This window comes from Vallicoccus soli (assembly GCF_003594885.1).
In the GTDB taxonomy this organism is placed as follows: Bacteria; Actinomycetota; Actinomycetes; order Motilibacterales; family Motilibacteraceae; genus Vallicoccus; species Vallicoccus soli.
The window spans coordinates 206133-231159 of sequence record NZ_QZEZ01000001.1; the positions used below are offsets into that span (position 1 = coordinate 206133).

Consider the following 25027-nt stretch of genomic DNA (forward strand, 5'->3'; position numbering starts at 1 on the left):
CGTGACCATGCCGTCCCTCCCCTCGAGGCACCGCCTCCGAGACCTCCTGCCCGGCTCCAGCGCGGGCGCGGTCGACCTGCGCGACCGGGACGAGCCGGACCCCCGGCTCGTGCAGGCCGCCGCGCGGGCCGCGCAGCCCTACGTGGACCGCTCGGTGCAGCACGCGTGGGACGTGCACGAGACCAGCTGGGACCGCCTCGACCCGGACCGGGCCGTGCCCTGGCCCGTGCGCGCGAGCGCGGCCTGGGCCTGGCGCGGCCTCGTGCTCGCCGCGGCGGTGTGGGTGGCGATCCAGGTGGTCTCGCGGCTCACCCTCGTCGTCTACTCGCTCGTCGTGGCGCTGCTGCTCGTGGCCCTCATCGGCCCGGCGGTGCCGCGCCTGCAGCGGCTGGGGATGGGGCGCACGCCCGCGGCGGCGCTGGTGTTCCTCGGGGGGGTGCTCGCGGTCCTCGGGATCCTCTCCGCGATGACGGCCTCGCTCATCGCGGAGGGCCCGGACATCGTCACCAACGCCTCGAGCGGCATCACCCGGATCCAGGACTGGCTGCGCACCGGGCCGCTCGGGCTGGAGGACCGGCAGATCCAGGGCTACCTCGACCAGGCCCAGGACTGGATCGTCGACAACCAGGGGACCCTGACCCAGGACGCGTTCGGCATCTTCGGCACCGCCGGCAACATCCTCACCGGGCTCGTGCTCGCGCTCTTCACGGCGTTCTTCTTCCTCAAGGACGGCGAGCGCATCTGGCGCTGGTTCGTGCAGCTGTTCCCGCGGCGCGGTCGCGAGGCGGCCGACGAGGCCGGCCGGCGCTCGTGGACGGCCCTCGTCGGGTACGTCCGCGGGCTCGTCCTCATCGCCGCCATCGACGCCACCGGCATCGGCCTGGTCCTCGTCTTCGTGGGCGTGCCGCTGGCCCTGCCGCTGGCCGTGCTGGTCTTCTTCGGCGCCTTCGTGCCGATCGTCGGTGCGGTCGTCACCGGGGCGCTCGCCGCGCTGGTCGCGCTCGTCACCAACGGCGTGACCGCCGCCGTCATCGTCCTCATCGGGATCCTCGTCGTGCAGCAGCTCGAGGGCAACGTGCTCCAGCCGATGATCATGAGCCGGAGCGTCTCGGTGCACCCGCTGGCCGTGGTGCTCGCCGTGACGGCGGGCGGCCTGCTCGCCGGCATCGGCGGCGCCGTCGTCGCGGTGCCGCTCGTGGCCGTGCTGAACACCGCGCTGCTCAGCCTCTTCGGCCGGGCCCGCAAGCTGCCCGAGGAGGTGCGCGACGCCCCCGAGGGTGCGCCGTCGCCGCACCCCGAGGACGACGCCCGGGCCGAGCGGCAGATCGAGGAGGGCCCGCGGGCCGAGGGCGCCGCGCGCGGCGGCGGGGGTCAGACGACGCCGTAGAGGCGGTCCCCCGCGTCGCCGAGGCCGGGCACGATGTAGCCGAGCTCGTTGAGCCGCTCGTCGACCGCGGCGGTCACGACGGACACCCGCGAGCCCGTGCCGTCGGCCTCGACGGCGTCGCGGAGCACCTGCACGCCCTCCGGCGCCGCCAGCAGGCAGATCGCGGTGATGTCGTCGGCGCCGCGCTCGAGCAGGAAGCGCACCGCGGCGACGAGGGTGCCGCCCGTGGCCAGCATCGGGTCGAGGACGAAGCACTGCCGGCCGGACAGGTCCTCCGGCAGGCGCGTCGCGTACGTCGAGGCCTGCAGGGTCGACTCGTCGCGGATCATCCCGAGGAAGCCCACCTCGGCGGTCGGCAGCAGCCGCACCATCCCGTCGAGCATCCCGAGCCCGGCGCGCAGGATGGGGACGACGAGCGGCTTGGGCGCCGCGAGGCGCACGCCCGTCGTCGAGGCGACCGGCGTGCGGATGCTCGCCGGCTCCACGCGCACGTCGCGCGTGGCCTCGTACGCGAGGAGGGTGACGAGCTCGTCCGCGAGGCGGCGGAAGGTGGGGGAGTCGGTCGCCTCGTCGCGCAGCGTCGTCAGCTTGTGGGCGACGAGCGGGTGGTCGGCGACGTGGAGGCGCATGGGGGCACGCTAGCGGGCCCGCGGTGAGAGGTGTCACGACGTCGGGCCCGCGCCGCCCCGGGGCCCGCCGCGCGGGTGCAGCGTCGGGGGTGCCCGCTCCCCCCGCCGCCCCGGAGGACCCCGTGATCGCACGCCGCACCCTGCTCCAGCTCGGCCTGGGCGCCGGCGTCCTCGGCACCGTCGCCAGCCCGGCCCTCGCCCTCGGCGGCGCGCGCCCCCGCTCGGCCGCCGCGGTGCCGCACTTCACCCGCCCGCTCACCGTCCCGCCGGTGCTGCGGCCCGTGCGCCGCACCCGGGACACCGACCACTACCTCGTCGTCGTGCGCCGCGCCCTCGCCGAGCTCGTGCCCGGGGTCCGGACCGAGGTGCTCTCGTACGGGGGCGGCCTGCCCGGCCCGACGATCAGCGCGACGCGGGGCCGGCGGGCCGCCGTGCACCACGTCAACACGCTCGCCGACCCCGTCTCGGCGCACCTGCACGGCGGCGCGAACCCGGTCGAGCACGACGGCGGGATGATGGACACGGTGCCGCGCGGCGGCCGGCGGACGTACGTCTACGAGAACGACCAGTCCGCGGCGTCGCTGTGGGTGCACGACCACGCGCACCACGTCGAGTCCGAGCACGTGTACCGGGGGCTGTCCCACCTCTACCTGCTCCGCGACCCCGCCGAGGACGCGCTCGGCCTGCCGTCGGGCCGGTACGACGTCCCGCTCGTCCTGCGCGACGCCCGCCTCGACGAGCGGGGGCGGCTCGTGTACGAGCTCGACGACGCCGAGCAGCGCTCCACCGTGCTGGTCAACGGGCGGGCCTGGCCCTACCTCGACGTGGCGGCCCGCAAGTACCGGCTGCGGCTCGTGAACGCCTCGAACCTGCGCACCTTCGTGCTCGCGCTGTCCGACGGCGCGCCCCTGCAGGTCATCGCCTCGGACGGCGGGCTGCTCGAGCGGCCCTTCCCGACCCCGGTCGTCGTGGTCTCGCCCGGCGAGCGGGTCGAGGTGGTCGCCGACTTCTCCGGGTACGCGCCCGGCACGCAGCTCGTCCTGGCCAACATGACCGGCCCCGGGCCGATGGACCAGGTGGGCGAGGTCCTGCGCTTCCACGTCGGGGCGCCCGCGCCCGACGACAGCCGGGTCCCCGAGGTCCTGCGCGCCCTGCCGCCGCTGCCTGAGCCGACGGTCCGCCGCGAGTTCGTGCTGTCGATGGACGAGCCGGGGACGGGCCACGCGGGGCACGGCGGGCACGGCGCCGAGGGGCGCAGCGGCACCATCAACGGCCGCACCTTCGACCCGGCGCGCATCGACACCCGCGTCCGGTGGGGGACCACCGAGCACTGGACCGTCACCAACGCCGGCGCCACGGTGCCGCACAACTTCCACCTGCACCTGGCGCAGTTCCGGCTGCTGACCCGGGACGGGCGCCCCGTCGACCCGACCGAGGCCGGCGAGAAGGACACCGTCCTGCTGTTCCCCGGCCAGACCGTGACCCTGCAGGCCACCTTCGACACCCACCGCGGCGTCTACCCGTACCACTGCCACCTCGTCGACCACGCCGCCATGGGGATGACCGGCCAGCTGGAGGTCGTCTGAGGCCGGGCCCCGCACCCGCGACCGGCGCCGGCACCCGCGCACGACCCGCACGACCCGTACGACCGACCCGCACACCCGATCCCAGGAGGACCGCCATGACCGCCATGACCACCGCCACCACCGCAGCCGTGCCCGCCGCGGCGGGGACGCGCGCGCGCCGCGCCCTGACCGCCCCCGCGGCCGCGCTCGCCGCCCTCGTGACCTGGGCGCTCGCCGTGCCCGTGCTCGACGTGGACCTCGCCGTGCGCCAGGGCGGCACCGAGACCACCGTCGCCGCCCCTGCCGTCGCGGCGGCCGCGGTCGTCGCCGCCCTCGCCGGCTGGGCCCTGCTCGCCGTCCTCGAGCGCGCCGTGCGCCGCCCGCGCACCGCCTGGACCGCCGTCGCGGGCGTCGTGCTCGTGCTCTCGCTGGGCGCGCCGCTCGGCAGCGGGGTCGGCGGCGGCGCGCAGGCCGTGCTCGCCCTGCTCCACGTGGTCGTGGGCGCGGTCGTGGTGGCCGGGCTGCGGCCGACCGCGCGGCGCTGACGCGCTGCCGCGCCGGAGCGCTCGGACGCCCCCGGGGACCGGAGTCCCCGGGGGCGTTCAGCGCCGCGGCGGAGGGGTAGTGCGCTCACGGTGCGTCATGGGACAGTCGACCCAGCGCATCGACCTCGTCACCCGTGGAGGTGCACCGTGACCGCTGGCCTCGCCGCCGACCGCCCCGAGGTGCTGCGCGCGGCGCCGCCGCCGGGCGCTGCGGACCCTGCGGGCGCGGAGGCGGCGGACGGCGCGGACGGCGCGGACGGCGCGGCGGACTTCGCGCTCGCCGCGTGGCGCGAGGACGGCGCGTGGAGCCTGGCGCCGCTGCCCCCGTGCACGGCCGGGCACCTCCCCGACCTGCTGCGCGCGCTGCGCCAGCTCCCGGCCGACGCCGGGGCGCTCGGCCTCGTCAGCCTCGCGGACAGCACCTTCCTGCTCGTGCGGGTGGGGGGCGGCGAGACCCGCCTGCTCGTCGCCGACCCCGAGGCCGCCGAGGGCACGGCGCTGGGGCGCGAGGCGGTCGACGCGCTCGTCGACGCCGGGGCCGACCTCGCGCCCGAGGACGACCCGTGGCTCGGGGACCTCGGGCTGCTCGCCGACCTCGGCCTCGAGCCGGCCGCCCTGCGCTCGCTGTGCGAGGACGACGAGGCGTACCCCGATGAGCTCCTCGGCGTGCTCGCGGAGCACCTGGGGCTCGGGCCCGCGTACGAGGCCGCGCTCGACGCGACCTGAGCGGCGCGGCCCGTACGCTCCCCGCGTGCCGCCGCCCGCCGTGACCGCCGCCTGGGAGCCCGCCATGCGCCGGGCCCTCGCGCTCGCCGCGGGCGCCGGCGACGACGGCGACGTGCCGGTGGGCGCGCTCGTGCTCGGCCCCGACGGCGCGGTCCTCGGCGAGGGCGGCAACGAGCGCGAGGGGCGCGAGGGCGCCGCGCCCGACCCCACCGCCCACGCCGAGGTCCTGGCCCTGCGCCGCGCGGCGGCGGCCCGGGGCTCCTGGCGGCTCGACGGCTGCACCCTCGTCGTCACCCTCGAGCCGTGCACGATGTGCGCCGGCGCGGCGGTGCTCGCGCGGGTCGACCGCGTCGTCCTCGGGGCCTGGGACCCCAAGGCGGGGGCGGTCGGCTCGCTGTGGGACGTGGTGCGCGACCGGCGGCTCAACCACCGCCCCGAGGTCGTCGCCGGGGTGCTCGAGGGGGCCTGCTCGGACGTCCTGCGCCGGTTCTTCGCGCACCACAGGGTCCGGTAAGGTACTCCGCGGTGGTGTGTCCGAGCGGCCTAAGGAGCACGCCTCGAAAGCGTGTGAGGGTTCACGCCCTCCGTGGGTTCAAATCCCACCGCCACCGCAGCCGCCGCCCCGTCGAGGGGCGGCCCGCGCAGAGCCCCCCGGGTGAGCCCCGGGGGGCTCTCGCGCGTCCGGGGCGCCTGCGGACCCCCGTCCCGTGGTCCGACCGGGTGATCTGCGTCTCCGCCCGTGCTCAGGGAGCCGCCTGGGGGTGACCAGGAGCGTCCGGTGGAGGAGGCTAGGGGCAGCCGTCGCGCCGGCCGGCCTCCCGGGCACGTCCCCCCGGACCCGGGAGGTCCCTCCGCCCCTGTCCCCCCGTGGGCGGCGGGAGGTCGGCGCGGCGGCCCCCTGGTGCGTCCCCGGGCCGCGGCGAGCCCCCCGCCGGTGCGCCGCGGAGCGCCGCCCCGGTGCGCCGTCGCCCCGCCCCCGCCCCCCGCGTCCGGCCCCGTCCCGGGCCTGCCGCGCCGGTCCGCCGGGTCGGGGAGCGCCTGCCCGGTCCGTCCGGTCCCGGCTGGTCCGTCCCGGTCCCGGCCCGTCCGTCCCGCTCCCGGCTGGTCCGTCCCGATCGGGGCCCACCCGCACCCATCCGCCGCCACGGCGGCCCCGAACCCCTGGGCGAGGACCGGCTCCCTGCCCTCGGAGGGAGGGGCAGGGCGCCGGTCCGGCCGCACCACCGGCGCGCCGCGCCCCGGCGGACAGCCGCGCAGGGGGCAGCGGTGCGTCAGCGGAAGACGACGGTCCGGGTGCCGTTGAGCAGGATCCGGTGCTCGGCGTGCCACCGGACCGCCCGCGCCAGCACCTGCGCCTCGACGTCGCGCCCCGCGGCGACGAGGGCGTCGGCGTCCATCGCGTGGTCGACCCGTACGACGTCCTGCTCCACGATCGGGCCCTCGTCGAGGGCCGCGGTGACGTAGTGCGCGGTGGCGCCCACGAGCTTGACCCCCCGCTCGTGCGCCTGGTGGTACGGCCGCGCCCCCACGAAGCTCGGCAGGAACGAGTGGTGGATGTTGAGGCAGCGGCCCTCGAGCGCCCGGCACAGGTCGTCGGAGAGGACCTGCATGTAGCGGGCGAGCACGACGAGGTCGACCTCGAGCTCGTCGACGAGCTCGAGCAGGCGGGCCTCCGCGGCCGCCTTGCCGCCGGCCGGCACCGGCACGTGGTGGAAGGGCACGCCGTACGACTCTGCCAGCGGCCGCAGGTCCTCGTGGTTGGACACGACGGCGGGCACCTCGACCGGCAGGCCGCCCGCGCGGGTGCGGAAGAGCAGGTCGTTGAGGCAGTGCCCCGCCCGCGACACCATGACCAGCGCACGGGTGGGGCGGGACCGGTGCAGCTGCCAGTCCATGGCGAAGCGCTCGGCCACCGCGGGGAAGGCCGCGGCGAGCGCGTCGAGGCGCTCCTCGCCCTCGAGCGGGGCCATGGCCACGCGCATGAAGAAGCGGCCGGTCTCCGGGTCGCCGTACTGCTGGCTCTCGACGATCGTGGCGCCGGCCTCGAGGACGGCGCCGCTCACGGCGTGGACGATGCCGGCCCGGTCCGGGCAGGAGAGGGTGAGCACGCGCACGGCGACGAGGGTAGGCGTTGGGCGCGCCGCCCCGGCGCCCAGGCGCGTCAGCAGGCGCGGGCGGTGGGCGGCACCGCCGCGTGGGCGGCGAGCTCGCGGGCGACGCCGAGCGCGTCGGCGCTGCTGCGGAGCCCGTCGAAGCCCTCGTGCAGCACCAGGTGCACGACGCCGCGGGCGCGCCTGTCGAGCACCGGGACGGCCCCGGGCACCTGCGCGAGCAGGGCGGCAGCGGCGGGGCGCCCGCCGCGGCCGTACCGCAGCTCGGCGCTCGTGCCCGGCCGGTCGTCGCGCCCGGTGTCGTCGCCGGCGGGGCCGGCGAGCCGGAAGCCGCGGGCCGCGAGCTCCTCGGCGGTCCGCCCCGCCAGCCCGGAGGAGCGGGTGGAGTTCCAGACCTGCACCGTGACCCGCGCGGGCGGTGCCGGGGCGACCCCGGCGAGGGCGGCGGCCGGCCCGCGCGGCCCGCAGCCGGGGCCGCCGGCCGCCGGGACGGCCGTGCTCACGGGGTCGGGCTCGACGAGGAGGCGCCAGCTGGCGACCGCGCCGCCGCCGAGCAGCGCGAGGACGAGGCCGACGGCCGCGGTGCGCGCGGCCGCGCGGCGCAGGGCGTGCGGGCGGCGCCCGTCCGCGCCGAGCGCGAGGGCGGCGTCCCTGGCCTCCTCGTACGGCGCGCTGTCGCGGGACCCCCTCGGCACAGCGGCACCCTACGACGGCCCCCAGCCGCTCCGCAGCCCCTCGCGGGCCCTCGGGCGCGGGGCGTCAGGCCGTCGGCTCCTCGTCGAGGACGAGCACGCGGGCGTGCAGGACCTGGCGCTGGTGCAGCGCGGCGCGCAGGGCGCGGTGCAGGCCGTCCTCGAGGTAGAGCGTGCCGCGCCACTGCACGACGTGCGCGAACAGGTCGCCGTAGAAGGTGGAGTCCTCGGCGAGCAGCGCCTCGAGGTCGAGCGTGCGCTTGGTCGTCACCAGCTCGGCGAGGCGGACCTGGCGGGGCGGCACCTGCGACCACTGGCGCGGGCTGAGGTCGTGCTCCGGGTAGGGCCGACGGTCGCCGACGGCGCGGAAGATCACGCGCCGAGCCTAGCGAGCGGGGGAGGGGGGCCGGTCGCCCGGCGCCGGCACGAGGCCGGCGCCGGGCGGCGCGACGGCGGAGGATACGAGATTTGAACTCGTGAGGGGTTGCCCCCAACACGCTTTCCAAGCGTGCGCCCTAGGCCACTAGGCGAATCCTCCGCGGACGAGCATACAAGCCGCCGCGGGCGGCCCGACCACCGCCGGGCGTCGGGTACGGTGGTGCGCAGACCCCTCGTGCGGCGTCATCCCACCGAACCCCCCCAGGGCCGGAAGGCAGCAAGGGTAGGCAGGCTCTGGCGGGTGCGCGAGGGGTCCTCTGCTGCCCGGGGCCGTGCGGCGCCGACGGCGCCTGCTCAGCGGGGGAGCCAGCGCGACGTGCGGGGGAAGCGGACCACGACGTCCCCGACGCCGGCCGAGCCGCGCACGTGCAGGAGCGTCCCGCCGCCGCCCGGGCTCTCGCCCACCTTGTTCTTCACCGACCCCACCCCGGCGCTGACCTGGTCGGTGCGCGCGCTCCAGCCCTCGGGCACGACGAGCACGACGTTGCCGACGCTGGCGCGCACCTGCACCTCCACCACGGGGTGGGCGCACACGGCCTCGGTGAAGTCCACCTTCACCGTGCCGAGGCCGGCCTCGGCGACGATGCGCCGCGGCACGACCCAGCGCCCCTCCTGCTTGCGGTCGCCCACGGGGGCGCTCAGGCGCAGCACGTCCTCCTCGCCCACGGGCAGCCCGCCCGCGACGGGCACGGGCAGCGCCGCCGGCCCCGGCGCGGCGGCGCCGGGCAGGTCGGCGAGGAGCGCGTCCAGCTCGCCGTAGGTGCGCGCGGAGTGCGCGCGCTCGAGGCGCTCGTCGAGCTCCTCGAGGTCGAGGAAGCCGTCGCCCGCGGCCCGGCGCAGCACCTCGGCGACCGCATCGCGGTCCTGGTGGCCGCAGCGCAGGCCCGCCCGCCCGCCCGTCGGCGCGTCCTCCCGGCCGGTCCCGGCCTCCGCGACCCCGTCGCCCTCCACGGGCGGGAGCCTAGCCGCGGCGAGGGCGCAGCGGGAGGGCCGGCGGCGGGCCCGTCCGGGCCGGGCAGGGGCCGGGCGGCGGGCCCGTCCGGGCCGGGCAGGGGCCGGGCGGGGGGCGGCAGGGCTCGGGCAGGGGCCGGCTAGGGGGCCGGCAGGGGGGCGGCGGAGGACGGGCAGGGGGGCGCTGCCGAGCCGGCGCCGCTGTCGGGCGGGCCGGTTAGTGTCGTCGTCGTGCCGCCCGCCCTCTACCGCCGCTACCGGCCGGAGACCTTCGCCGAGGTCATCGGGCAGGAGCACGTCACCGAGCCGCTGCAGCAGGCCCTGCGCCGCGGGCGCACCAGCCACGCGTACCTCTTCAGCGGCCCCCGCGGCTGCGGCAAGACGACGAGCGCGCGCATCCTCGCCCGCTGCCTCAACTGCGTCGAGGGCCCCACGCCGCAGCCGTGCGGGCGCTGCGACTCCTGCGTGGCGCTGGCCCGCGGCGGCCCGGGCCACATCGACGTCATCGAGATCGACGCGGCGAGCCACGGCGGCGTCGACGACGCGCGCGAGCTGCGCGAGAAGGCGTTCTTCGCGCCCGCCGCGTCGCGCTACAAGGTCTACATCGTCGACGAGGCCCACATGGTCTCCGCGAGCGGCTTCAACGCGCTGCTGAAGATCGTCGAGGAGCCGCCGCCGCACGTCGTCTTCGTCTTCGCCACGACCGAGCCCGACAAGGTCATCGGCACCATCCGCTCGCGCACGCACCACTACCCGTTCCGGCTCGTGCCGCCGCGGCGCCTGCTCGACCACCTCGCCGACGTCGCGGGGCGCGAGGGCGTGGCCGTGGAGAAGGGCGTGCTGCCCCTCGTCGTGCGCGCGGGCGCGGGCTCGGTGCGCGACGCCATGTCGGTGCTCGACCAGCTCGTGGCCGGCGCCGGCGACGACGGGGTGTCCTACCGGCTCGCGGTGGGTCTGCTGGGCTACACCGACGGCGCCCTGCTCGACGACGCCGTGGAGGCGCTGGCGGCCGGCGACGGGTCCACCGCGTTCCGGGTCGTGGACCGGGTCGTCGAGGCCGGGCACGACCCGCGCCGCTTCGCCGAGGACCTCCTCGAGCGGGTGCGCGACCTCATCGTCCTGCAGGCCGCGCCCGACGCCGCCGCGGAGATCCTCGACGACGTGCCCGAGGACCAGCTCGAGCGGCTGCGCGGGCAGGCCTCGCGCCTCGGCGCCGCGGAGCTGTCGCGCGCGGGCGACCTCGTCGCGACCGCCCTGACCGAGATGCGGGGGGCGACCACCCCGCGGCTGCACCTCGAGCTGCTCGTGGCCCGCATCCTCCTGCCGGGCGCCGAGGACGACGCGCGCAGCCTCGCCGCCCGGCTCGACCGGGTCGAGCGCCGCCTGGCCGTCGCCGGCGCACCCAGCGCGGGGCCCGCGGCCGGCGTGCGCCCGGTGCTGCGGCCCGCGGCGCCGGCTCCCGCGGGGGAGGTCGACGGCCACGCCGCGCCGGCCTCCGCCCCCGCCCGCCCGGGTCCGGCCGAGCAGGGTGGCGGCGACGGCGCTGGTCGGGGGCCCGCGGGAGCCCGTCCGGGCTCGTCGCCCGCCGCCGCTGCCGCCGCCGAGCCCGCCGCCGAGGGTGCGCGCCCCGCCGCCGAGCCCGCAGCCGAGCCCGCCGCCGGCCCCGGCGTCGAGGCCTGGCCCGAGGTCGCCCTGCCGCCCGCGGGCGCGCCGGGCGCCTTCGGCGAGGACCCCGCCCGGGGCGGCTCGGCCGCGGTCGCTCCGCCGGAGCACCCGCCGACCGGGCCCGTCGCGGCCCCCGCCCCGCCCGGGGCGCCGCCCCCGGCGCCCCACGCGCCGCCGCACGACCCCCCGACGGTCGACGGCCGGCCCGCCGACGCCCCGCACGCCCCGCCGGTGCCCGTCGACCCGGCCGCGGCCGGGGCCATGGACCTGGCCGCCGTGCGCGGGCTGTGGACCGAGGTGCTCGACCGGCTCCGGCGCAAGCGGGTGACGTGGAGCCTCGTCGCGCACAACGCCTCGGTCGTCGACCTCTCCGAGGGCCGGCTCGTGCTCGGCTTCCCGCACGCGGCGCTGCGCGACCGCTTCGGGTCGGGCGCCCACGGCGACTGGGTGCGCCAGGCGCTCATCGACGCGATCGGCCTCGACGTGCGGGTCGAGGCGATCCTCGACCCGTCGGCCGGCGGCTCGCCCGCGCCGCCGCGCGGCGGCGCGCGCGCCCCCGAGCCCGACCCCGGGCCGCCCGCGGACCTGCCGGCGTGGTCCCCGCCGGGCCAGGGCGCGCCGGGCCAGGGCGCGGCGGGCCAGGGCGCGGCGGGCCGCGGCGGCCCGGACGACGGCGCGGGCGCCGAGCGGGGCCCCGCCCGGGCTCCCGCCGGCCGGCCGGCGGGCGCTGCGCCCGTGGCCCCGGCGCCCCCCGCCCCGGCCGGACCCGGCGCCGCCGCGGCGGCGCGCGCCGCCATGGCCGCGGGCGCGCCCCCGGCCGCCGCGGCCGCCGGGCGCGAGCGGCCGCGGCCCCCCGAGGACGGCGGCGCGAGCGCCGACGACCCCGACGTCGACGACACCGGCCTGTCCGGGCGCGACCTGCTCGTGCGCGAGCTCGGCGCCACGGTGATCGGCGAGTACGACGAGTAGGCTCGGCCGCGAGCCGCACCTCCCCCCGGCAGTCCCGCCCGGCAGTCCCCCCGACAGTGCAGGAGACCCCGTGTTCCCCGGTGGCCAGCCCGACATGGCGCAGCTGCTCGCCCAGGCCCAGCAGCTGCAGCAGCAGCTCGCGCAGGCGCAGGAGGAGCTGGCCCGCACCCGCGTCGACGGCTCCGCCGGCGGCGGCCTGGTGACCGCGACGGTCATGGGCTCCGGCGAGCTCGTCGACCTCACCATCAGCCCGCAGGCGATCGAGGGCAGCGACGCGGCCGAGGCGGCGGAGACCGTCGCCGACCTCGTGCTCGCCGCGGTGCGCGACGCGACCTCCAACGTGGCCGACCTGCAGCAGCAGGCCCTCGGCCCCCTCTCGCAGGGCCTCGGCGCGCTGGGCGGCGGGCTCCCCGGCACGCCGGGCGCGCCCGGCCTGCCCGGGCTGTAGGGGCGCGGTGTACGAGGGCGTCGTCCAGGACCTCATCGACGAGCTCGGCCGCCTGCCGGGCGTCGGTCCCAAGAGCGCGCAGCGCATCGCGTTCCACCTGCTCAACGCCGACCCGGCCGACGTGCGCCGGCTCGCCGCCGCGCTCGAGCAGGTGAAGGAGAAGGTGCGCTTCTGCGCGACCTGCTTCAACGTCGCCGAGTCCGAGCAGTGCCGGATCTGCCGCGACCCGCGGCGCGACCTCACGGTGCTGTGCGTCGTGGAGGAGCCCAAGGACGTCGTGGCCATCGAGCGCACCCGCGAGTTCCGCGGGCGCTACCACGTGCTCGGCGGGGCGATCAGCCCCATCGAGGGCGTCGGCCCGGACGACCTGCGCATCCGCGAGCTCATGGCCCGCCTCGCGGACGGTACGGTCACCGAGCTCATCCTGGCGACCGACCCGAACCTCGAGGGGGAGGCGACCGCGACGTACCTCGCGCGGCTCACCCGCCCGATGGGGCTGCGGGTCACGCGCCTGGCGAGCGGTCTGCCGGTGGGCGGCGACCTGGAGTACGCGGACGAAGTGACGCTCGGACGGGCGTTCGAGGGGAGGAGGCTGCTCGATGTCTGAGGACCTGACCGGGTTCACCGCGGAGATCGCCGACCAGGTGGAGAGCTTCGTGCTCGCGGTCCGCGAGATCTCCACGGGCCAGAGCCCCGACCACGCGATCAGCCTGCTGCTGCTCGAGGTCAGCCAGCTCATGCTGGCCGGCGGCCGGCTCGGCGCCATCAACGACGTCGTGCCCGAGGAGCGCTTCGAGCCCGACCCGGGCGGCGACCCCGACGTCGAGGGCGTGCGCGACGCCCTCGCCCGGCTCCTCGAGCCGATCGACGAGTTCCGCGAGGTCTTCGACCCCTACGCGGCCGAGCCCGAGGTGCTCGTCACCCGGCTCTCCGACGACATCGCGGGGATCGTCTCCGACCTCGCGCACGGCCTGGCGCACTACCGCCGCGGCCGCTCGCTCGAGGCGCTGTGGTGGTGGCAGTTCTCGTACCTGTCGAACTGGGGCGGCACGGCCGGGTCGGTCCTGCGCGCGCTGCACTCGGTCGTCTCGCACGTGCGCCTCGACGCGACGGTGGACGACGAGGTGGCCGAGGAGGACCGCCTCCTCGCCGAGGTCTCGGCCGACGCCCTCGGGGTCGGCGGCGACGAGCGCTGAGCGCGCCGGCGGTGCGTACGTGAGACGGCCGTCCCAGCATCTGGAACGCCCGGGGCTCGTCGGACCGCCTCGCTAGACTCGGCCCGGCAGCCGAGAGCGTCGACCGCCCGTCGCGGTCGCCCTGACAGCGGGAGTCGCAGTGGGCCTGGTCGTCCAGAAGTACGGCGGTTCCTCCGTCGCGGACGCCGAGGGCATCAAGCGCGTGGCGCAGCGCATCGCCGCGACGAAGAAGGCCGGGCACGACGTCGTCGTGGTGGTCTCCGCGATGGGCGACACCACCGACGAGCTCATCGACCTCGCCGAGCAGGTCAGCCCGCTGCCCCCGGCCCGCGAGCTCGACATGCTGCTCACCGCCGGCGAGCGCATCTCCATGGCCGTCGTGGCCATGGCGATCGCCAACCTCGGCATCGAGGCGCGCTCGTTCACCGGCAGCCAGGCCGGGGTCATCACCGACTCCGCCCACGGCAAGGCCCGGATCATCGACGTCACGCCGGGGCGCATCCAGACGGCGCTCGACGAGGGGTCGGTGGCGATCGTCGCCGGCTTCCAGGGCGTCTCGCAGGACACCAAGGACATCACCACCCTCGGGCGCGGCGGGTCCGACACCACGGCGGTCGCGCTCGCCGCGGCCATGGGCGCCGACGTGTGCGAGATCTACACCGACGTCGACGGGGTGTTCAGCGCGGACCCGCGGCTCGTGCCGACGGCGCGCAAGCTGCCGCGGGTGACGTACGAGGAGATGCTCGAGCTCGCGGCCAACGGCGCCAAGGTGCTCCACCTGCGCTGCGTGGAGTACGCCCGCCGCTACGGCATCCCCATCCACGTGCGGTCCTCCTTCAGCCAGAAGGAGGGCACGTGGGTCACGGACCAGCCCCAGGACCAGCAGGAGGAGCCCGGCATGGAGCAGGCGATCATCTCGGGGGTCGCCCACGACCGCAGCGAGGCCAAGGTCACGGTGGTCGGCGTGCCCGACAAGCCCGGCGAGGCCGCGTCGCTGTTCCGCGCGGTCGCCGACGCCGGCATCAACATCGACATGGTCGTGCAGAACGTCTCGGCGGCGGCGACCGGGCGCACCGACATCTCGTTCACGTGCCCGCGCAGCGACGGGCAGGCCGCGCTGTCGGCGCTGGACCGGGTGCGCGGCGCCATCGGCTTCGAGCAGCTGCTCTACGACGACAGCATCGGCAAGATCTCCCTGGTCGGGGCGGGCATGCGCTCGCACCCCGGCGTCACCGCCGAGTTCTGCGGCGCGCTCGCCGACGCCGGCGTGAACATCGAGCTCATCTCGACCTCGGAGATCCGCATCAGCGTGGTCTGCCGCGAGGAGGCGGTCCCGGCGGCCGTCGCCGCGGTGCACCACGCGTTCCAGCTCGACGCGACCGACGAGGTCGCCACGGTCTACGGAGGCACCGGACGATGAGCGCGCGCGACGACCGCCCCACCCTCGCCGTGGTCGGCGCCACCGGCGCCGTCGGCACGGTGATGCTCGACATCCTGTCCACCCGCGAGGACGTGTGGGGCGAGATCCGCCTGCTGGCCTCCCCGCGCTCCGCGGGGCGCCGCCTCACGGTGCGCGGCGAGCAGGTCGAGGTGCAGGCGATCAGCCCCGAGGCGTTCGACGGCGTCGACGTGGCGATGTTCGACGTGCCCGACGACGTGTCCGCCGAGTGGGCGCCGGTCGCGGCGTCGCGCGGCGCCGTCGCTGTCGACAACTCCGGCGCGTTCCGGATGGACGACGACGTGCCCCTCGTCGTGCCCGAGGTCAACGCCGCGGCGGCGCGCACCCGCCCGCGCGGGATCATCAGCAACCCCAACTGCACCACGCTGTCGATGATCGTCGCCATGGGCGCGCTGCACCGCACGTACGGCCTGCGCGAGCTGGTCGTCGCGTCGTACCAGGCGGCCTCCGGCGCCGGCCAGGCCGGCATCGACACCCTGCACGACCAGATCGCCAAGGTGGCCGCCGACCGCGAGCTCGGCACCCGGGCCGGCGACGTGCGCCGCGCCGTCGGCGACCTCGGGCCGTTCCCGGCGCCGCTCGCGCTCAACGTCGTGCCGTGGGCCGGCTCCCTCAAGGACGGCGGCTGGTCCTCCGAGGAGCTCAAGGTCCGCAACGAGTCGCGCAAGATCCTCGGCCTGCCGGACCTCCGGGTGAACGCCACCTGCGTGCGCGTACCCGTCGTGACCACGCACTCGCTCGCCGTCCACGCGACGTTCGAGCGCGAGGTGTCGCAGCACGAGGCCCAGGCCGTGCTGCGCGACGCCGCCGGCGTGGTGCTCTGCGACGACCCCGCGGCGTACGAGTTCCCCACCCCCGCCGACGCCGTCGGCACCGACCCCACCTGGGTCGGCCGGGTCCGCCGCTCGCTGGACGACCCGCACTCGCTCGACCTGTTCCTCTGCGGCGACAACCTGCGCAAGGGCGCCGCGCTCAACACCGCGCAGATCGCCGAGGTCGTCGCGGCGGAGCTGACCGAGGGGCGCTGAGGCCGGTGGCCGGCGCCGGGCCGTGGGTCGTCCGCGGGGGAGAGGCGGTGCGGCCCGCGCCCGAGGTGCTCCACGAGCTGCGCCCGGACGGGCTGACCGAGCGGTCCGTCGGGCGCGTCCTCGGCCCGTCGGCCGGCGGCGGGTGGTTCGTGGCGTTCGTCGGCGGCGGGTACGCCGGGGTGCCGGGGCTGCTCGGCGGGGCCGACCTCGTGCCCGTCGAGCTCGACGATCCGTTCCGGCACGGCCTGGGGACCGACCCGCCCCTCGCCGCGGTGCGCGCCCTGCTCGAGCGGCACGACCCGGACGGGACGGGCGGGGGGTCGTACGCGCTCACCGCCGCCCTGCTCGCCGAGCACCTGCGCGCGCTGGGCACGGTGGGCTGGGCGGCGCGCGACGCGGCCGCGGACCTGTGGGCGGTGCGTCGCGTCGCCGGCTCCGCGGTCGCGCCCGGGGCCGCGCCCCCGCGACCGCTGCTGGCGGACCTGGCGGCGCTGCGGTGGTGAGGCCCGCGCGCCGCAGCGCCGGCCTGCTGCTGCACCGCGGCGAGGGGGCCTCGCTCGAGGTGCTCGTCGGGCACATGGGCGGGCCGTACTGGGCGCGCAAGGACGCCGGCGGCTGGTCGGTCCCCAAGGGCGAGCACGGCCCGGACGAGGAGCCGCTCGCCGCGGCGGCCCGTGAGTTCACCGAGGAGCTGGGGCTCCCCGCCCCCGACCTCGCCGCGGCCGTGCCGCTCGGCGAGGTGCGCCAGTCCTCCGGGAAGGTCGTGGCGGTGTGGGCGGTCGCCGCGGACCTCGACCCGGCCTCCGTGGTGCCGGGGACCTTCAGCCTCGAGTGGCCGCCGCGCTCCGGACGGGTGCAGGAGTTCCCGGAGCTCGACCGGGTCGCCTGGCTCGCCCCCGACGCGGCGCGCGCGGCGCTCGTCGCGTACCAGCGCCCGTTCGTCGACCGGCTCGAGGCGCTGCTGCGCTGAGGGGGCCTGGCGGAGGGGCCTTGCTGAGGGGGGCCTGCCGGCCCAGCTGGACGCGGACCCGCGTCCCGGACCCGGAACCACGGCCAGGACCAGGACCCGGACCCGGACCCGGACCCGGACCCGGACCCGGACCCGGACCCGGACCGGACCGGACCCGGACCCGGACCCCATGAGGGTGCCCCTCAGGGCGCCGACCCAGGCGTACGGGTGCCGACGCAGGCCAGTGGGCCTGGGCCGGCACCCGTAAAGGTGCTGCACGTGGTCGACAGGGCAGCAGCGGGAGGGCTCAGCCCGGCAGGACCTTGCCGGCCAGGCCCTGCAGGGTCGCGCGGGGGCGGTAGGCCTGCACGAGGTAGGACGTCAGGACGATGTTCGCCCCCGACAGGACCGGGACGAGGGCCTGGGCGACGCGCTGGCGCTGCTGCCAGGCCGCGATCTCCGGGGGCGTCGCCGGCGAGGGGAGGGTGGCGTCCTTGGTGTCGACGTTCTCACCGCGGGCGTGCGCGGCCTCGGCGAGCTTGCCGATCTGCATGCCGCTGTACGCGGCGTAGGCGGTGGCGCCGGCGCCGAGCACGGTCACGGCGACCTTGGCCGCGCCCGTGCGCCGGAAGCCCTCCTGCGCGGCCAGGCGGCCCTTGTTCGTCGCGCTGAGGCGCAGGCCGGCCAGCGCGGTGGCGGCGATCCCGCCCCACTGCGCGGGGGCGAAGCGCTGCCAGGCGCTGCTCGCGACGCGGATGCGGTCGATGCCGCTCGTGAGGTCCTGCCCGGACTTGTTCACGCCGGCGACGCCCATGACGGACCCGCCGAACCACAGGGCGGCGCCGAGGTCGTGGACGGCCTGCGCGAGGCCGTGGTTGTCGCTGCTGTTCGTCACGCTGGTCTCCTCGATGGTGGGGTCGCGGGCGCCACTACCCGTCAGGCGCGGCCTTCCACGTCGGTGCGCCCGTCGTTCGCGCCGCGGGCGCCCGAGCCGGACCCGGCCTCGGCCTCCGCGAGCTCGACGTCGCTGCCCGCGTTCACGCCCTCGGGCTCGACGAGCCCCTCCGCGCGGCTGGTCTCCGGCTCGGGGGCGCCCGGCGCCCCGGTGGTGTCGGTCATGCCCCCTGCGGTGCCCCGCGGCCGGCGCGCCCATGCGCGTAGCGTCGGGCCCGTGGGCGACGACGCGGCGTGGCGCGAGCAGCAGCGCGAGGCGGCGCTCGAGCGCCGCGCGGCCCTCGAGCGCAGGGAGGCCGCCGAGGCGGGGGCGGCCCGGGAGCTCGTCGCGGCGTTCCTCGCCCGGGTCGCCGCCGGCGGGCCGCCGCCGGTCGCGCTGCGCGCCCGCGGCTACGACGGGCGCGACTACCGCACCGCCCTGACCGGCTGGTACGTCCGCCGCGACCGCTCGGCGGCCGTCGCGGCCGACGGGCGGTTCTACGTGCTCAGCGCCCCCGGCGGGCTCGCGGCGCGTCTGCGCGGCGTGCGCCCGCAGCCGTCGGACCCGCCGCTCGTGCTCGGCGCGGGCGGGCGCGACGGGGACTCGGTGCCGCTCGAGGTGGCGCTGCAGCGGGTGCTCGACGGGGAGGTCTGAGCGGGCGGCGCCCCGGCCTACCCGACGGGGGCGGGCTCCGGCGGGGCCGCGGCGGGGGAGGCCGGCCCGCCGGCGAGGCGGACCCGGTCGCGCCCGGCGCGCTTGGCCTCGTAGAGCGCCGCGTCCGCCGCGGCGTACAGCCCCCGCAGGTCGGTGGCGTCCCGGGGGCGCACCGCCACCCCGACGCTCACGGTGACCGGCGCGTGCCCGCCCTCGGGGAGCGGGGCCGGGGCCGCCCGGACCGCGCGGACGAACCGCTCCGCGACCTCGGAGGCGACGGCCAGCCCGCAGCCGGGCAGCAGGACCGCGAGCTCGTCCCCGCCGAGGCGCGCGACCGTGGCCCCCTCGCGGCAGCAGCCGCGCAGCACCGCGGCCACGTGCACGAGCACCGCGTCCCCGCCCGGGTGGCCCCAGGCGTCGTTCACCGCCTTGAACTCGTCGACGTCGACGAGCACGAGCGCGGTCTCCTGCGCGCTCGCCCCGGCGTCGAGCGCGCAGCGTGCGGCCTCGTCGAGGACCCGGCGGGTCGCCAGGCCGGTCAGCGGGTCGACGGCGGCCTGGCGCCGCAGCTCGGCGTTGAGGCGCTCCTCCCGGTCCCGGGCGCGCACGAGCAGGAGGCAGACGACGGTCAGCGTGGCCGCGACGGCCGCCAGGTCGCTCAGCGCGCGCTCCAGCGGCAGCAGGAGCAGCACGACGAGCGCGTCGGCGAGCACCACCTCGAGCAGGACGGCGTAGGCGAGGCGGGGGCGCAGCTCGTACGCGGCGTAGAGCACCGGCCAGCACAGGAAGACCTGCCCGCCGGCGCTCGCGTCGCGCGTCACCAGGTCGAGCACGAGCGTGACGACGACGACGACCGTCGGGACCCCGGCCCAGAACAGCCGCGGCAGGCGGTCCGGCGCCCGCAGCGCGACGACCCCGAGGACCACGAGCACCGCGGCCATGGCCAGCGTCGTCACCAGGCCGAGCGTGCTGCCCCCGGTGAAGGCGGGCGAGGCGGCCGTCGCCACCCCCAGCACGGCGGCGCCAGCCAGCGCGAAGGCCGCCCCGGCCCGCGCCGCGGAGGCGCGGTCCCGCGGCTCCAGCTCCTGGCGCAGGCCCATGCCCCCAGGTTCGGCACCCCCGCGCCGCTCCTGAGGGGCCGGCGCGGGTCAGGCGCGGGTCAGGCGCGGCTGGCCTGGATGGCGGTCAGCGCGATCGTGTAGACGATGTCCTCGACGAGCGCGCCGCGGCTCAGGTCGTTCACCGGCTTGGCCAGGCCCTGCAGCATCGGCCCGACGGACACCACGTCCGCGCCGCGCTGCACCGCCTTGTACGTCGTGTTGCCGGTGTTGAGGTCCGGGAAGACGAACACGTTCGCCCGCCCCGCCACCGGGCTGCCGGGCCGCTTGGTCCGCCCGACCGAGGCGATGGCCGCCGCGTCGTACTGCAGCGGGCCGTCGATCGCGAGCCCCGGCGCGCGCTCGCGGGCGATGCGGGTGGCCTCGGCGACCTTCTCCACGTCCGAGCCCGCCCCCGACGTGCCGGTCGAGTACGAGAGCATCGCGACCCGTGGCTCGATGCCGAACGCCTCGGCGGAGCCGGCGCTCTGCAGCGCGATGTCGGCGAGCTGCTCGGCCGTCGGGTTGGGGTTGATCGCGCAGTCGCCGTAGACGACGACCTCGTCGGGCAGGCACATGAAGAACACCGACGACACCAGCGCGGCGCCCGGCGCGGTCTTCACGAGCTGCAGCGCGGGCCGCACGGTCGCCGCCGTCGTGTGCACCGCACCGCTCACGAGCCCGTCGACGTCGCCCTGCGCGAGCATCATCGTGCCGAGCACCACCGTGTCCGCGAGCTGCTCGCGCGCCATGTCCTCGGTCATGCCCTTGTGACGGCGCAGCTCGACCAGAGGGGCGACGTACTGCTCGACGAGGGACTCCGGGTCGAGGACCGTGACGCCCTCCGGCACCGCCCGCGCCTCGTCCGGGCCCGCGAGCAGGACCGGGCGGGCGATGCCGCGCTGCGCGCAGACGGCCGCGGCCTGCACGGTGCGCGGCTCGGTGCCCTCGGGGAGCACGATCCTCCTGTCGGCCTGCTGGGCCAGCTTGACGATGCGGTAGCGGAACGCCGCGGGGGACAGGCGCCGCTTCACCGGCGCGGCCGTGGCGACCCCGCGCAGCCACTCCTCGTCGATGCCGTCGGCGACCGACTGCATGACCGACCCGGCGCGCTCCGCGTCGTCGACCGGGATCTCCGGGTCGATGTCGTGGACGAGGGTGGCGGTCTCGTACGTCGAGCGGGGCGTGAAGAGGACCGGCAGGCCGGTCGCCCGGGCCGACTCGGTGAGCGCCCAGACCTCGGGGTGGGGCACCTCGTTGGTCAGCAGCAGCCCGGCGAGGCGGGTGCCGTTGGACGCGGCGAGGCAGGCGGCCATCGTCACGTCGTCGCGGTCCCCGGAGGAGACGAGCAGCCGGTCCTCGGTGAAGACGTCGAGCACCCCCGGCACGCCGCGGGCGCACACCGAGACGTCCGCGACGCGCCGCGCCTCCTGCTCGCCCGGGTGCAGCACCTGGGCCCCCAGCGCCCGCGCGACGTCGAGCACGCGGACGCGGGCCAGCTCGGGGTCGTCGGCGACGTGCCCGACGAGCGGCAGGCCGTGCAGCGCGAGCGACTCGCGCAGCGCGGCCACCGCCGGCGGGGACACGTCGGGCAGGCGGTTGGCGATGCAGCCGACGACGCGGGCGTCCTCGCCGCTCGCGTACGACCCCGCGGCGATCGCCATCGCCTCGACCAGGTCCTCCACGTCGCCGCCGGTGTGCGGGCCCGGTGCGCCGACCAGGACCACCTTGGCGTCCAGCGCCTTGGCCATCGCGAGGTTGACGCGGGTCGAGTAGACGAGGGTCGGGCCCGGCACCATGCCCTCCACGACCACGACGTCGTGCGCCGCGAGGACCTCCTCCGCGGCGCCGACGACGTCCTCCATGAGGTCGTCGACGGCGCCCTCGGACAGCCGCGCCTCGACGTGCTCCAGCGGCAGCGGCTCGGGCGGGGTGAGGGCGGTGGCGAGCCGGACGAGGGCCGTCGAGCGCTCGGGGCCCGCGGGCTCGCCGGGGCGGGGCTGCGCGATCGGCTTGGTGAAGCCGACGCGCACCCCCAGCCGGTCGAGGGCGCGCACGAGGCCCAGGCAGGCGGCGGTCAGCCCGACCCCGTGGCCGGTGGGGACGACGAGCAGCGTCTGGGGCACGGGGCCATCCTGCCCCGGTCGCCCGCGGTGACCCGTCCCGCGCGCAGCCCGGGCTCAGCCCTCCGCGGCCACCGCCCGCCGCTCCTGCAGGAGCCGGTCCTTGGACCGGACGAGGCGCAGCAGCGTGACCAGCCCGAGCCCGCCCACCACGTTGCCGAGGGTGGTCCACCAGAACCAGCCGAGCCAGGCGCCGTACCCGAAGGGGGCCTCGCCGGTGTGCAGGGCGCCGAAGATCAGCAGCGAGTCGAGGATGCTGTGGAACATCTCCAGCCCGGCCAGCAGGAACGCCCCCGCGACGGCCGCCGCGATCTTGCCGACCATCTCGTCGGTGCCGTGCTGCATGCGGGTCATGAGCGTGATGGCCGCGCCGGCGAGCACCGCGAGGGCGAAGGTCTCCGGGGACAGCGGCGCGGTCGCGAAGTGCGCCGCGGACTCGACGGTGCGCGCGCGCAGGTCGGGGAACGCCGTCACGACGAGCCACATGATGAGCCAGCCGCCGGCGAGGTTGGCCAGCAGCGTGCCGGACCAGAGCTTGCCGAGCTGCGCCGCGCTCGCCCGGCCCGCCGCGACGGTGGTGACCGGCACGAGGAAGCCCTCGGTGAACAGCTCGCTCTTGCCGAGCAGCAGGGCGAGGAAGCCGACGCTGAACGCCAGCCCCGCCAGCAGCGCGCTGCCCGTCGCCTCGCGCACCGCGACGAGGGCCAGCACCCCGAACGCCACCTCGGTGCCGCCGAAGAAGCCGGTGACGAGGACCTCGCGCCACGGCCGGTGCAGGCGCTGCACGCCCTCGCCGACCAGCCGCTCGAAGGCCTGCTCGAGCTGGTCCTCCATCGGCCCGTCGGTCTCGCCGATGTCCCGGCGCTGGGCGGTGGTCGGGTCGCTCATGGTGCTCCTCGGCGGTGGGCGGCAGGGCGCGCACTACCCCCGGCGGCGCCCGCCCAGTCCTGGCCGGCGGCCTGAGTACGAGCACCCGGGTGCCCGCGGCGCCGCCGCCGCACGCTGGGGGCATGCCGCACCCGACCGCCCGCACCGCACGCACCGCCCGTCCCGCCGACGTCCTCGCCGTGGCCGCGCTCGCCGCCGCCGTCCCCGTCCTCACCTGGTACGCCGTGGGCGACCTCTCCGTGCAGGGCACCGACCTCGACCACGCCTACCGCGCCCCGGAGCTCCCCGCGTGGGCCGACGCCGGCCTCGTCGCCGCCGCGCTCCTCGCCGCCGGCCTCGCGGCCGCCCGGCTGCTGCGCCCCGCGGGCCTGCTGCGGCGGGACCGCCGCTGGTGGGGCGTCCTGCTCCCGGCGGCCGCCACCGGCCTGCTCGCCGGGTGGGGCGTGCGGGTGGCCACCGCCGGCGTCATCGGCGCCAACATCGGCGCCGGGCTCGTGCTGCTCGTCGGGGTACCGCTCGGCGGGGCGCTGCTGCTCTGGGCCGTCGGGCGGGCGGGGGTGCTGCTGCGGCGTCCCGCGTCGACCACGTGAAGCAGGCGCACGGGTGCCGCACGTGGCTCGTCGGCCTTGGCCGGCACCCGTACGCCTGCCTCACGTGGTCATCGCCGGGGCGCCCGGCAGCTGGCGGCGCACGAAGTCCAGCTCCGCGCGGACCTGCCGGATCCGCTCCTCGACGACGAGGGAGCCGTGCCCGGCGTCGTAGCGGTAGACCTCGTGCGGCACGCCGCGCTCGGCGAGGCGCGCGAGGTAGTTCTCGATCTGCCGGATCGGGCAGCGCGGGTCGTTCTCCCCGGCCATGACGAGCACCGGCACCCGCACCGCGTCGACGTACGTGATGGGGGAGGCCCGCTCGTACTTCTCCGGCACCTGCGCGGGCGAGCCGCCGAAGAGCGAGCGGTCGAACGCCTTGAGCGGCTCCATCTCGTCCTCGTACGCGGCCACGTAGTCCGCGACCGGCACGGCCGCCAGCCCGAGCGCCCAGCGGTCCGGGCTCGTCCCGAGCCCCAGCAGGGTGAGGTAGCCGCCCCACGAGCCGCCGGCGAGCACCACCCGCTCCGGGTCGAGCACGCCCTGCTCGACGAGGGCGTCGCGCACCGCGACGACGTCCTCGAGCTCGGTGAGCCCGACGCTCGCCTCGAGCGCGTCGCGCCACGCGGTGCCGTACCCCGTAGAGCCGCGGTAGTTGACCCGCAGCACCGCGAAGCCGTGGTCGACCCAGGCGGCGGTGCCGGCGGCGAATGAGTCCGTGTCGTGCCAGGTCGGGCCGCCGTGCACGTCGACGACGACCGGGTAAGGCCCCTCGCCGGCCGGGCGGGACAGCAGCGCGTGGATCCGCCCGCCGGGCCCCTCCACCCAGACGTCCTCGCTCGGGACCGACGGCGGGGCGGGGTCCCCCGGCGGCGCCAGGACCACGTCACCGGTCGTGGAGCGCACCACCGGCGGGTGCTCGCTGGAGGACCAGGAGTACTCGACCGTGCCGTCGGGGCGGGCGCCCGCCGCCGTCACCACGCCGGGCGGCGTCGGCAGGTCCTCCAGGGAGCGCCTCGCGAGGTCGTAGCGGTGCAGCGTCGAGCGCCCCGCGTGCTCGTGGACGACGAGCAGGGCCGCGCCGTCGGGGTACCAGTCCGCCGACAGCTCGCCGGGCAGGTCCAGCTCGAGCTCGACCTGCTCGCCGGACGCCACGTCCCACAGCAGCAGCTCCGGGCGGCCGCGGCGCTCGTGCTCGACGAGCAGGCGGGTGTCGCCCACGGCCGGCGCGAACGCGATCGCGCCGAGACCGCGCTCGGGGCCGTCCCACAGGTCCGCGACGGTCGAGCCGTCGGCGGTCCGCAGCACCCGCACGGCCGTGCGCCGGCTGTCGCCGTGCTCGCTGTGGTCGAGGGCGAGCAGCGACCCGTCGCGGCTCAGCGCCGCCGCCTCGGCCTGCTCGGCGTGCCGGTAGAGCAGCCGCGGCGCCTCGCCGGGCGTCGCCCACCAGACGGTCGTCTCGTCGTCGGCGCTGCTGCCGACCACCGCCGTGCCGCCCCGGCCCAGCTCCAGGCCCGCGGGGTAGCCCGGCTCGAGCCCGGGCACCGCCGGCTCGGGGTCGGCGCCCCCGGCGAACGGCTCGCGCACCCACGTGCCGAACTCGTCGCCGTCGGTGTCCGCGAACCACCACACCCACTCCCCGGACGGGTCGATGGCCGCGTGCGACGTGCCCTCCGTACGGCGCGTCACCTGCCGCTGCTCGCCGGTCGCCCGGTCCCAGGCGTAGACCTCGAACACCCCGGAGGCGTTGCCGACGTACACGCAGCGGTCCGGGGCGTCCTCGGCCCAGTCGGGCAGGGACACCCGCGCGGCGCGGAAGCGCCGCTCCCAGGCGGGGACCTCGGGGGCGTCGGGCGCGGAGCTGGGGGTCGTCACGGGGGCATCCTGCCCCGTGGTGACAGGGGTCGCCTCACTCGTCCGGGTCCTCCGGCCCGGGCGGTACGGGCCGATGGGCCCGGTACGCGGGGACTTGCCCCCGACCACGAC

General features: G+C 77.6%; 26 protein-coding genes, 2 tRNA genes and 1 other RNA gene. 17 read left to right on the forward strand and 12 right to left on the reverse strand.

The window, feature by feature from the left end; all coding sequences use genetic code 11:
• The first annotated feature begins 7 nt into the window (after window positions 1–7).
• Window positions 8–1387, forward strand: coding sequence for an AI-2E family transporter (locus tag D5H78_RS01015; RefSeq protein ID WP_245941590.1), 1380 nt, complete (start codon window positions 8–10; stop codon window positions 1385–1387).
• Here D5H78_RS01015 and upp read toward each other — a convergent pair.
• Window positions 1372–2016 (reverse strand): uracil phosphoribosyltransferase, encoded by a 645-nt coding sequence (upp, locus tag D5H78_RS01020; protein ID WP_119948564.1) that lies wholly within the window; start codon window positions 2014–2016, stop codon window positions 1372–1374. The two genes, D5H78_RS01015 and upp, sit on opposite strands and share 16 nt — an antisense overlap.
• Window positions 2017–2138: 122 nt before the next feature.
• Here upp and D5H78_RS01025 point away from each other — a divergent pair, with 122 nt between their 5' ends.
• From D5H78_RS01025 to D5H78_RS01045, 5 genes are all read left to right on the forward strand, one after another.
• Entirely contained in the window at window positions 2139–3602 is a 1464-nt protein-coding gene (locus D5H78_RS01025) for a multicopper oxidase family protein (protein ID WP_119948565.1), read from the forward strand.
• Between the two features lie 95 nt (window positions 3603–3697).
• Entirely contained in the window at window positions 3698–4126 is a 429-nt protein-coding gene (locus D5H78_RS01030) for a DUF6069 family protein (protein WP_218566092.1), read from the forward strand.
• 147 nt (window positions 4127–4273) lie between these two features.
• On the forward strand, window positions 4274–4852 hold the full coding sequence (locus D5H78_RS01035) for a tRNA adenosine deaminase-associated protein (RefSeq protein ID WP_165865547.1): 579 nt from the start codon (window positions 4274–4276) through the stop codon (window positions 4850–4852).
• Window positions 4853–4916: 64 nt separating this feature from the next.
• Window positions 4917–5366 (forward strand): nucleoside deaminase, encoded by a 450-nt coding sequence (locus D5H78_RS01040; RefSeq protein WP_218566252.1) that lies wholly within the window; start codon window positions 4917–4919, stop codon window positions 5364–5366.
• A gap of 10 nt (window positions 5367–5376) precedes the next feature.
• Window positions 5377–5463: transfer RNA gene (locus D5H78_RS01045), tRNA-Ser, on the forward strand.
• Between the two features lie 660 nt (window positions 5464–6123).
• On the opposite strand, the gene purU is transcribed toward D5H78_RS01045, so the two are convergent.
• The 4 genes from purU to D5H78_RS01065 all read right to left on the reverse strand — a co-directional run bounded on the left by purU (window position 6124) and on the right by D5H78_RS01065 (window position 8193).
• Window positions 6124–6966: a formyltetrahydrofolate deformylase gene (gene purU / locus D5H78_RS01050; RefSeq protein ID WP_245941568.1), complete on the reverse strand. Its 843-nt coding sequence runs from the start codon at window positions 6964–6966 to the stop codon at window positions 6124–6126.
• 47 nt (window positions 6967–7013) lie between these two features.
• Window positions 7014–7658 carry a LytR C-terminal domain-containing protein gene (locus D5H78_RS01055; protein WP_119948569.1) on the reverse strand — a complete coding sequence of 215 codons (645 nt, stop codon included), beginning with the start codon at window positions 7656–7658 and terminating at the stop codon, window positions 7014–7016.
• A 64-nt stretch (window positions 7659–7722) separates the two neighbouring features.
• The gene (locus tag D5H78_RS01060; protein WP_119948570.1) at window positions 7723–8031 is read right to left on the reverse strand and encodes a type II toxin-antitoxin system VapB family antitoxin; all 309 of its coding nucleotides are present in this window, start codon (window positions 8029–8031) and stop codon (window positions 7723–7725) included.
• Window positions 8032–8108: 77 nt separating this feature from the next.
• Window positions 8109–8193: transfer RNA gene (locus tag D5H78_RS01065), tRNA-Ser, on the reverse strand.
• A 64-nt stretch (window positions 8194–8257) separates the two neighbouring features.
• Between D5H78_RS01065 and ffs the strand changes: the two genes are divergently transcribed.
• Window positions 8258–8354: signal recognition particle sRNA small type (gene ffs / locus D5H78_RS01070), an RNA gene on the forward strand.
• A 33-nt stretch (window positions 8355–8387) separates the two neighbouring features.
• Here the strand turns inward: ffs and D5H78_RS01075 are convergent.
• Window positions 8388–9044 (reverse strand): DUF1707 SHOCT-like domain-containing protein, encoded by a 657-nt coding sequence (locus D5H78_RS01075; RefSeq protein ID WP_218566093.1) that lies wholly within the window; start codon window positions 9042–9044, stop codon window positions 8388–8390.
• 231 nt (window positions 9045–9275) lie between these two features.
• Between D5H78_RS01075 and D5H78_RS01080 the strand changes: the two genes are divergently transcribed.
• The 8 genes from D5H78_RS01080 (at window position 9276) to D5H78_RS01115 (ending at window position 16779) form a co-directional block, all read left to right on the forward strand.
• On the forward strand, window positions 9276–11678 hold the full coding sequence (locus tag D5H78_RS01080) for a DNA polymerase III subunit gamma and tau (RefSeq protein WP_119948571.1): 2403 nt from the start codon (window positions 9276–9278) through the stop codon (window positions 11676–11678).
• Window positions 11679–11772: 94 nt separating this feature from the next.
• Window positions 11773–12126: a YbaB/EbfC family nucleoid-associated protein gene (locus D5H78_RS01085; RefSeq protein WP_218566253.1), complete on the forward strand. Its 354-nt coding sequence runs from the start codon at window positions 11773–11775 to the stop codon at window positions 12124–12126.
• Window positions 12127–12133: 7 nt separating this feature from the next.
• Window positions 12134–12733 (forward strand): recombination mediator RecR, encoded by a 600-nt coding sequence (recR, locus tag D5H78_RS01090; protein WP_119948573.1) that lies wholly within the window; start codon window positions 12134–12136, stop codon window positions 12731–12733.
• Window positions 12726–13322 (forward strand): DUF5063 domain-containing protein, encoded by a 597-nt coding sequence (locus D5H78_RS01095; protein WP_119948574.1) that lies wholly within the window; start codon window positions 12726–12728, stop codon window positions 13320–13322. Before recR ends, D5H78_RS01095 begins: the two co-directional genes overlap by 8 nt.
• Window positions 13323–13461: 139 nt before the next feature.
• Window positions 13462–14742: an aspartate kinase gene (locus D5H78_RS01100; protein ID WP_119948575.1), complete on the forward strand. Its 1281-nt coding sequence runs from the start codon at window positions 13462–13464 to the stop codon at window positions 14740–14742.
• On the forward strand, window positions 14739–15809 hold the full coding sequence (locus D5H78_RS01105; RefSeq protein ID WP_119948576.1) for an aspartate-semialdehyde dehydrogenase: 1071 nt from the start codon (window positions 14739–14741) through the stop codon (window positions 15807–15809). Before D5H78_RS01100 ends, D5H78_RS01105 begins: the two co-directional genes overlap by 4 nt.
• Window positions 15810–15856: 47 nt before the next feature.
• Window positions 15857–16312 (forward strand): hypothetical protein, encoded by a 456-nt coding sequence (locus tag D5H78_RS01110; protein WP_133411973.1) that lies wholly within the window; start codon window positions 15857–15859, stop codon window positions 16310–16312.
• Complete coding sequence (locus D5H78_RS01115) at window positions 16309–16779, forward strand: NUDIX hydrolase (RefSeq protein ID WP_119949254.1); 471 nt, start codon at window positions 16309–16311, stop codon at window positions 16777–16779. The genes D5H78_RS01110 and D5H78_RS01115 overlap by 4 nt, the downstream gene beginning before the upstream one ends.
• Before the next feature lie 286 nt (window positions 16780–17065).
• On the opposite strand, the gene D5H78_RS01125 is transcribed toward D5H78_RS01115, so the two are convergent.
• Together D5H78_RS01125 and D5H78_RS01130 are read right to left on the reverse strand one after the other, a co-directional pair.
• A complete protein-coding gene (locus D5H78_RS01125) occupies window positions 17066–17653 on the reverse strand; it encodes a hypothetical protein (RefSeq protein ID WP_119948578.1) in 588 nt (195 codons plus the stop codon).
• Between the two features lie 41 nt (window positions 17654–17694).
• Window positions 17695–17877 (reverse strand): hypothetical protein, encoded by a 183-nt coding sequence (locus D5H78_RS01130; RefSeq protein ID WP_119948579.1) that lies wholly within the window; start codon window positions 17875–17877, stop codon window positions 17695–17697.
• Window positions 17878–17929: 52 nt separating this feature from the next.
• On the opposite strand from D5H78_RS01130, the gene D5H78_RS01135 reads away from it, so the two are divergent.
• Window positions 17930–18346, forward strand: a complete 417-nt coding sequence (locus tag D5H78_RS01135) for a hypothetical protein (RefSeq protein ID WP_119948580.1) — start codon at window positions 17930–17932, stop codon at window positions 18344–18346.
• A 17-nt stretch (window positions 18347–18363) separates the two neighbouring features.
• Here D5H78_RS01135 and D5H78_RS01140 read toward each other — a convergent pair whose 3' ends face one another.
• From D5H78_RS01140 to D5H78_RS01150, 3 genes are read right to left on the reverse strand one after another with little or no spacing between them, the layout of a single operon-like run.
• Window positions 18364–19446: a GGDEF domain-containing protein gene (locus D5H78_RS01140; RefSeq protein ID WP_119948581.1), complete on the reverse strand. Its 1083-nt coding sequence runs from the start codon at window positions 19444–19446 to the stop codon at window positions 18364–18366.
• Between the two features lie 59 nt (window positions 19447–19505).
• Window positions 19506–21569 carry a phosphate acetyltransferase gene (pta, locus tag D5H78_RS01145; RefSeq protein WP_119948582.1) on the reverse strand — a complete coding sequence of 688 codons (2064 nt, stop codon included), beginning with the start codon at window positions 21567–21569 and terminating at the stop codon, window positions 19506–19508.
• A 54-nt stretch (window positions 21570–21623) separates the two neighbouring features.
• Window positions 21624–22454: a formate/nitrite transporter family protein gene (locus D5H78_RS01150; RefSeq protein WP_119948583.1), complete on the reverse strand. Its 831-nt coding sequence runs from the start codon at window positions 22452–22454 to the stop codon at window positions 21624–21626.
• A gap of 122 nt (window positions 22455–22576) precedes the next feature.
• Here D5H78_RS01150 and D5H78_RS01155 point away from each other — a divergent pair, with 122 nt between their 5' ends.
• Complete coding sequence (locus D5H78_RS01155) at window positions 22577–23044, forward strand: hypothetical protein (RefSeq protein ID WP_133411974.1); 468 nt, start codon at window positions 22577–22579, stop codon at window positions 23042–23044.
• Between the two features lie 60 nt (window positions 23045–23104).
• On the opposite strand, the gene D5H78_RS01160 is transcribed toward D5H78_RS01155, so the two are convergent.
• Window positions 23105–24916, reverse strand: a complete 1812-nt coding sequence (locus tag D5H78_RS01160) for a S9 family peptidase (RefSeq protein WP_218566094.1) — start codon at window positions 24914–24916, stop codon at window positions 23105–23107.
• Window positions 24917–25027 lie beyond the last annotated feature (111 nt).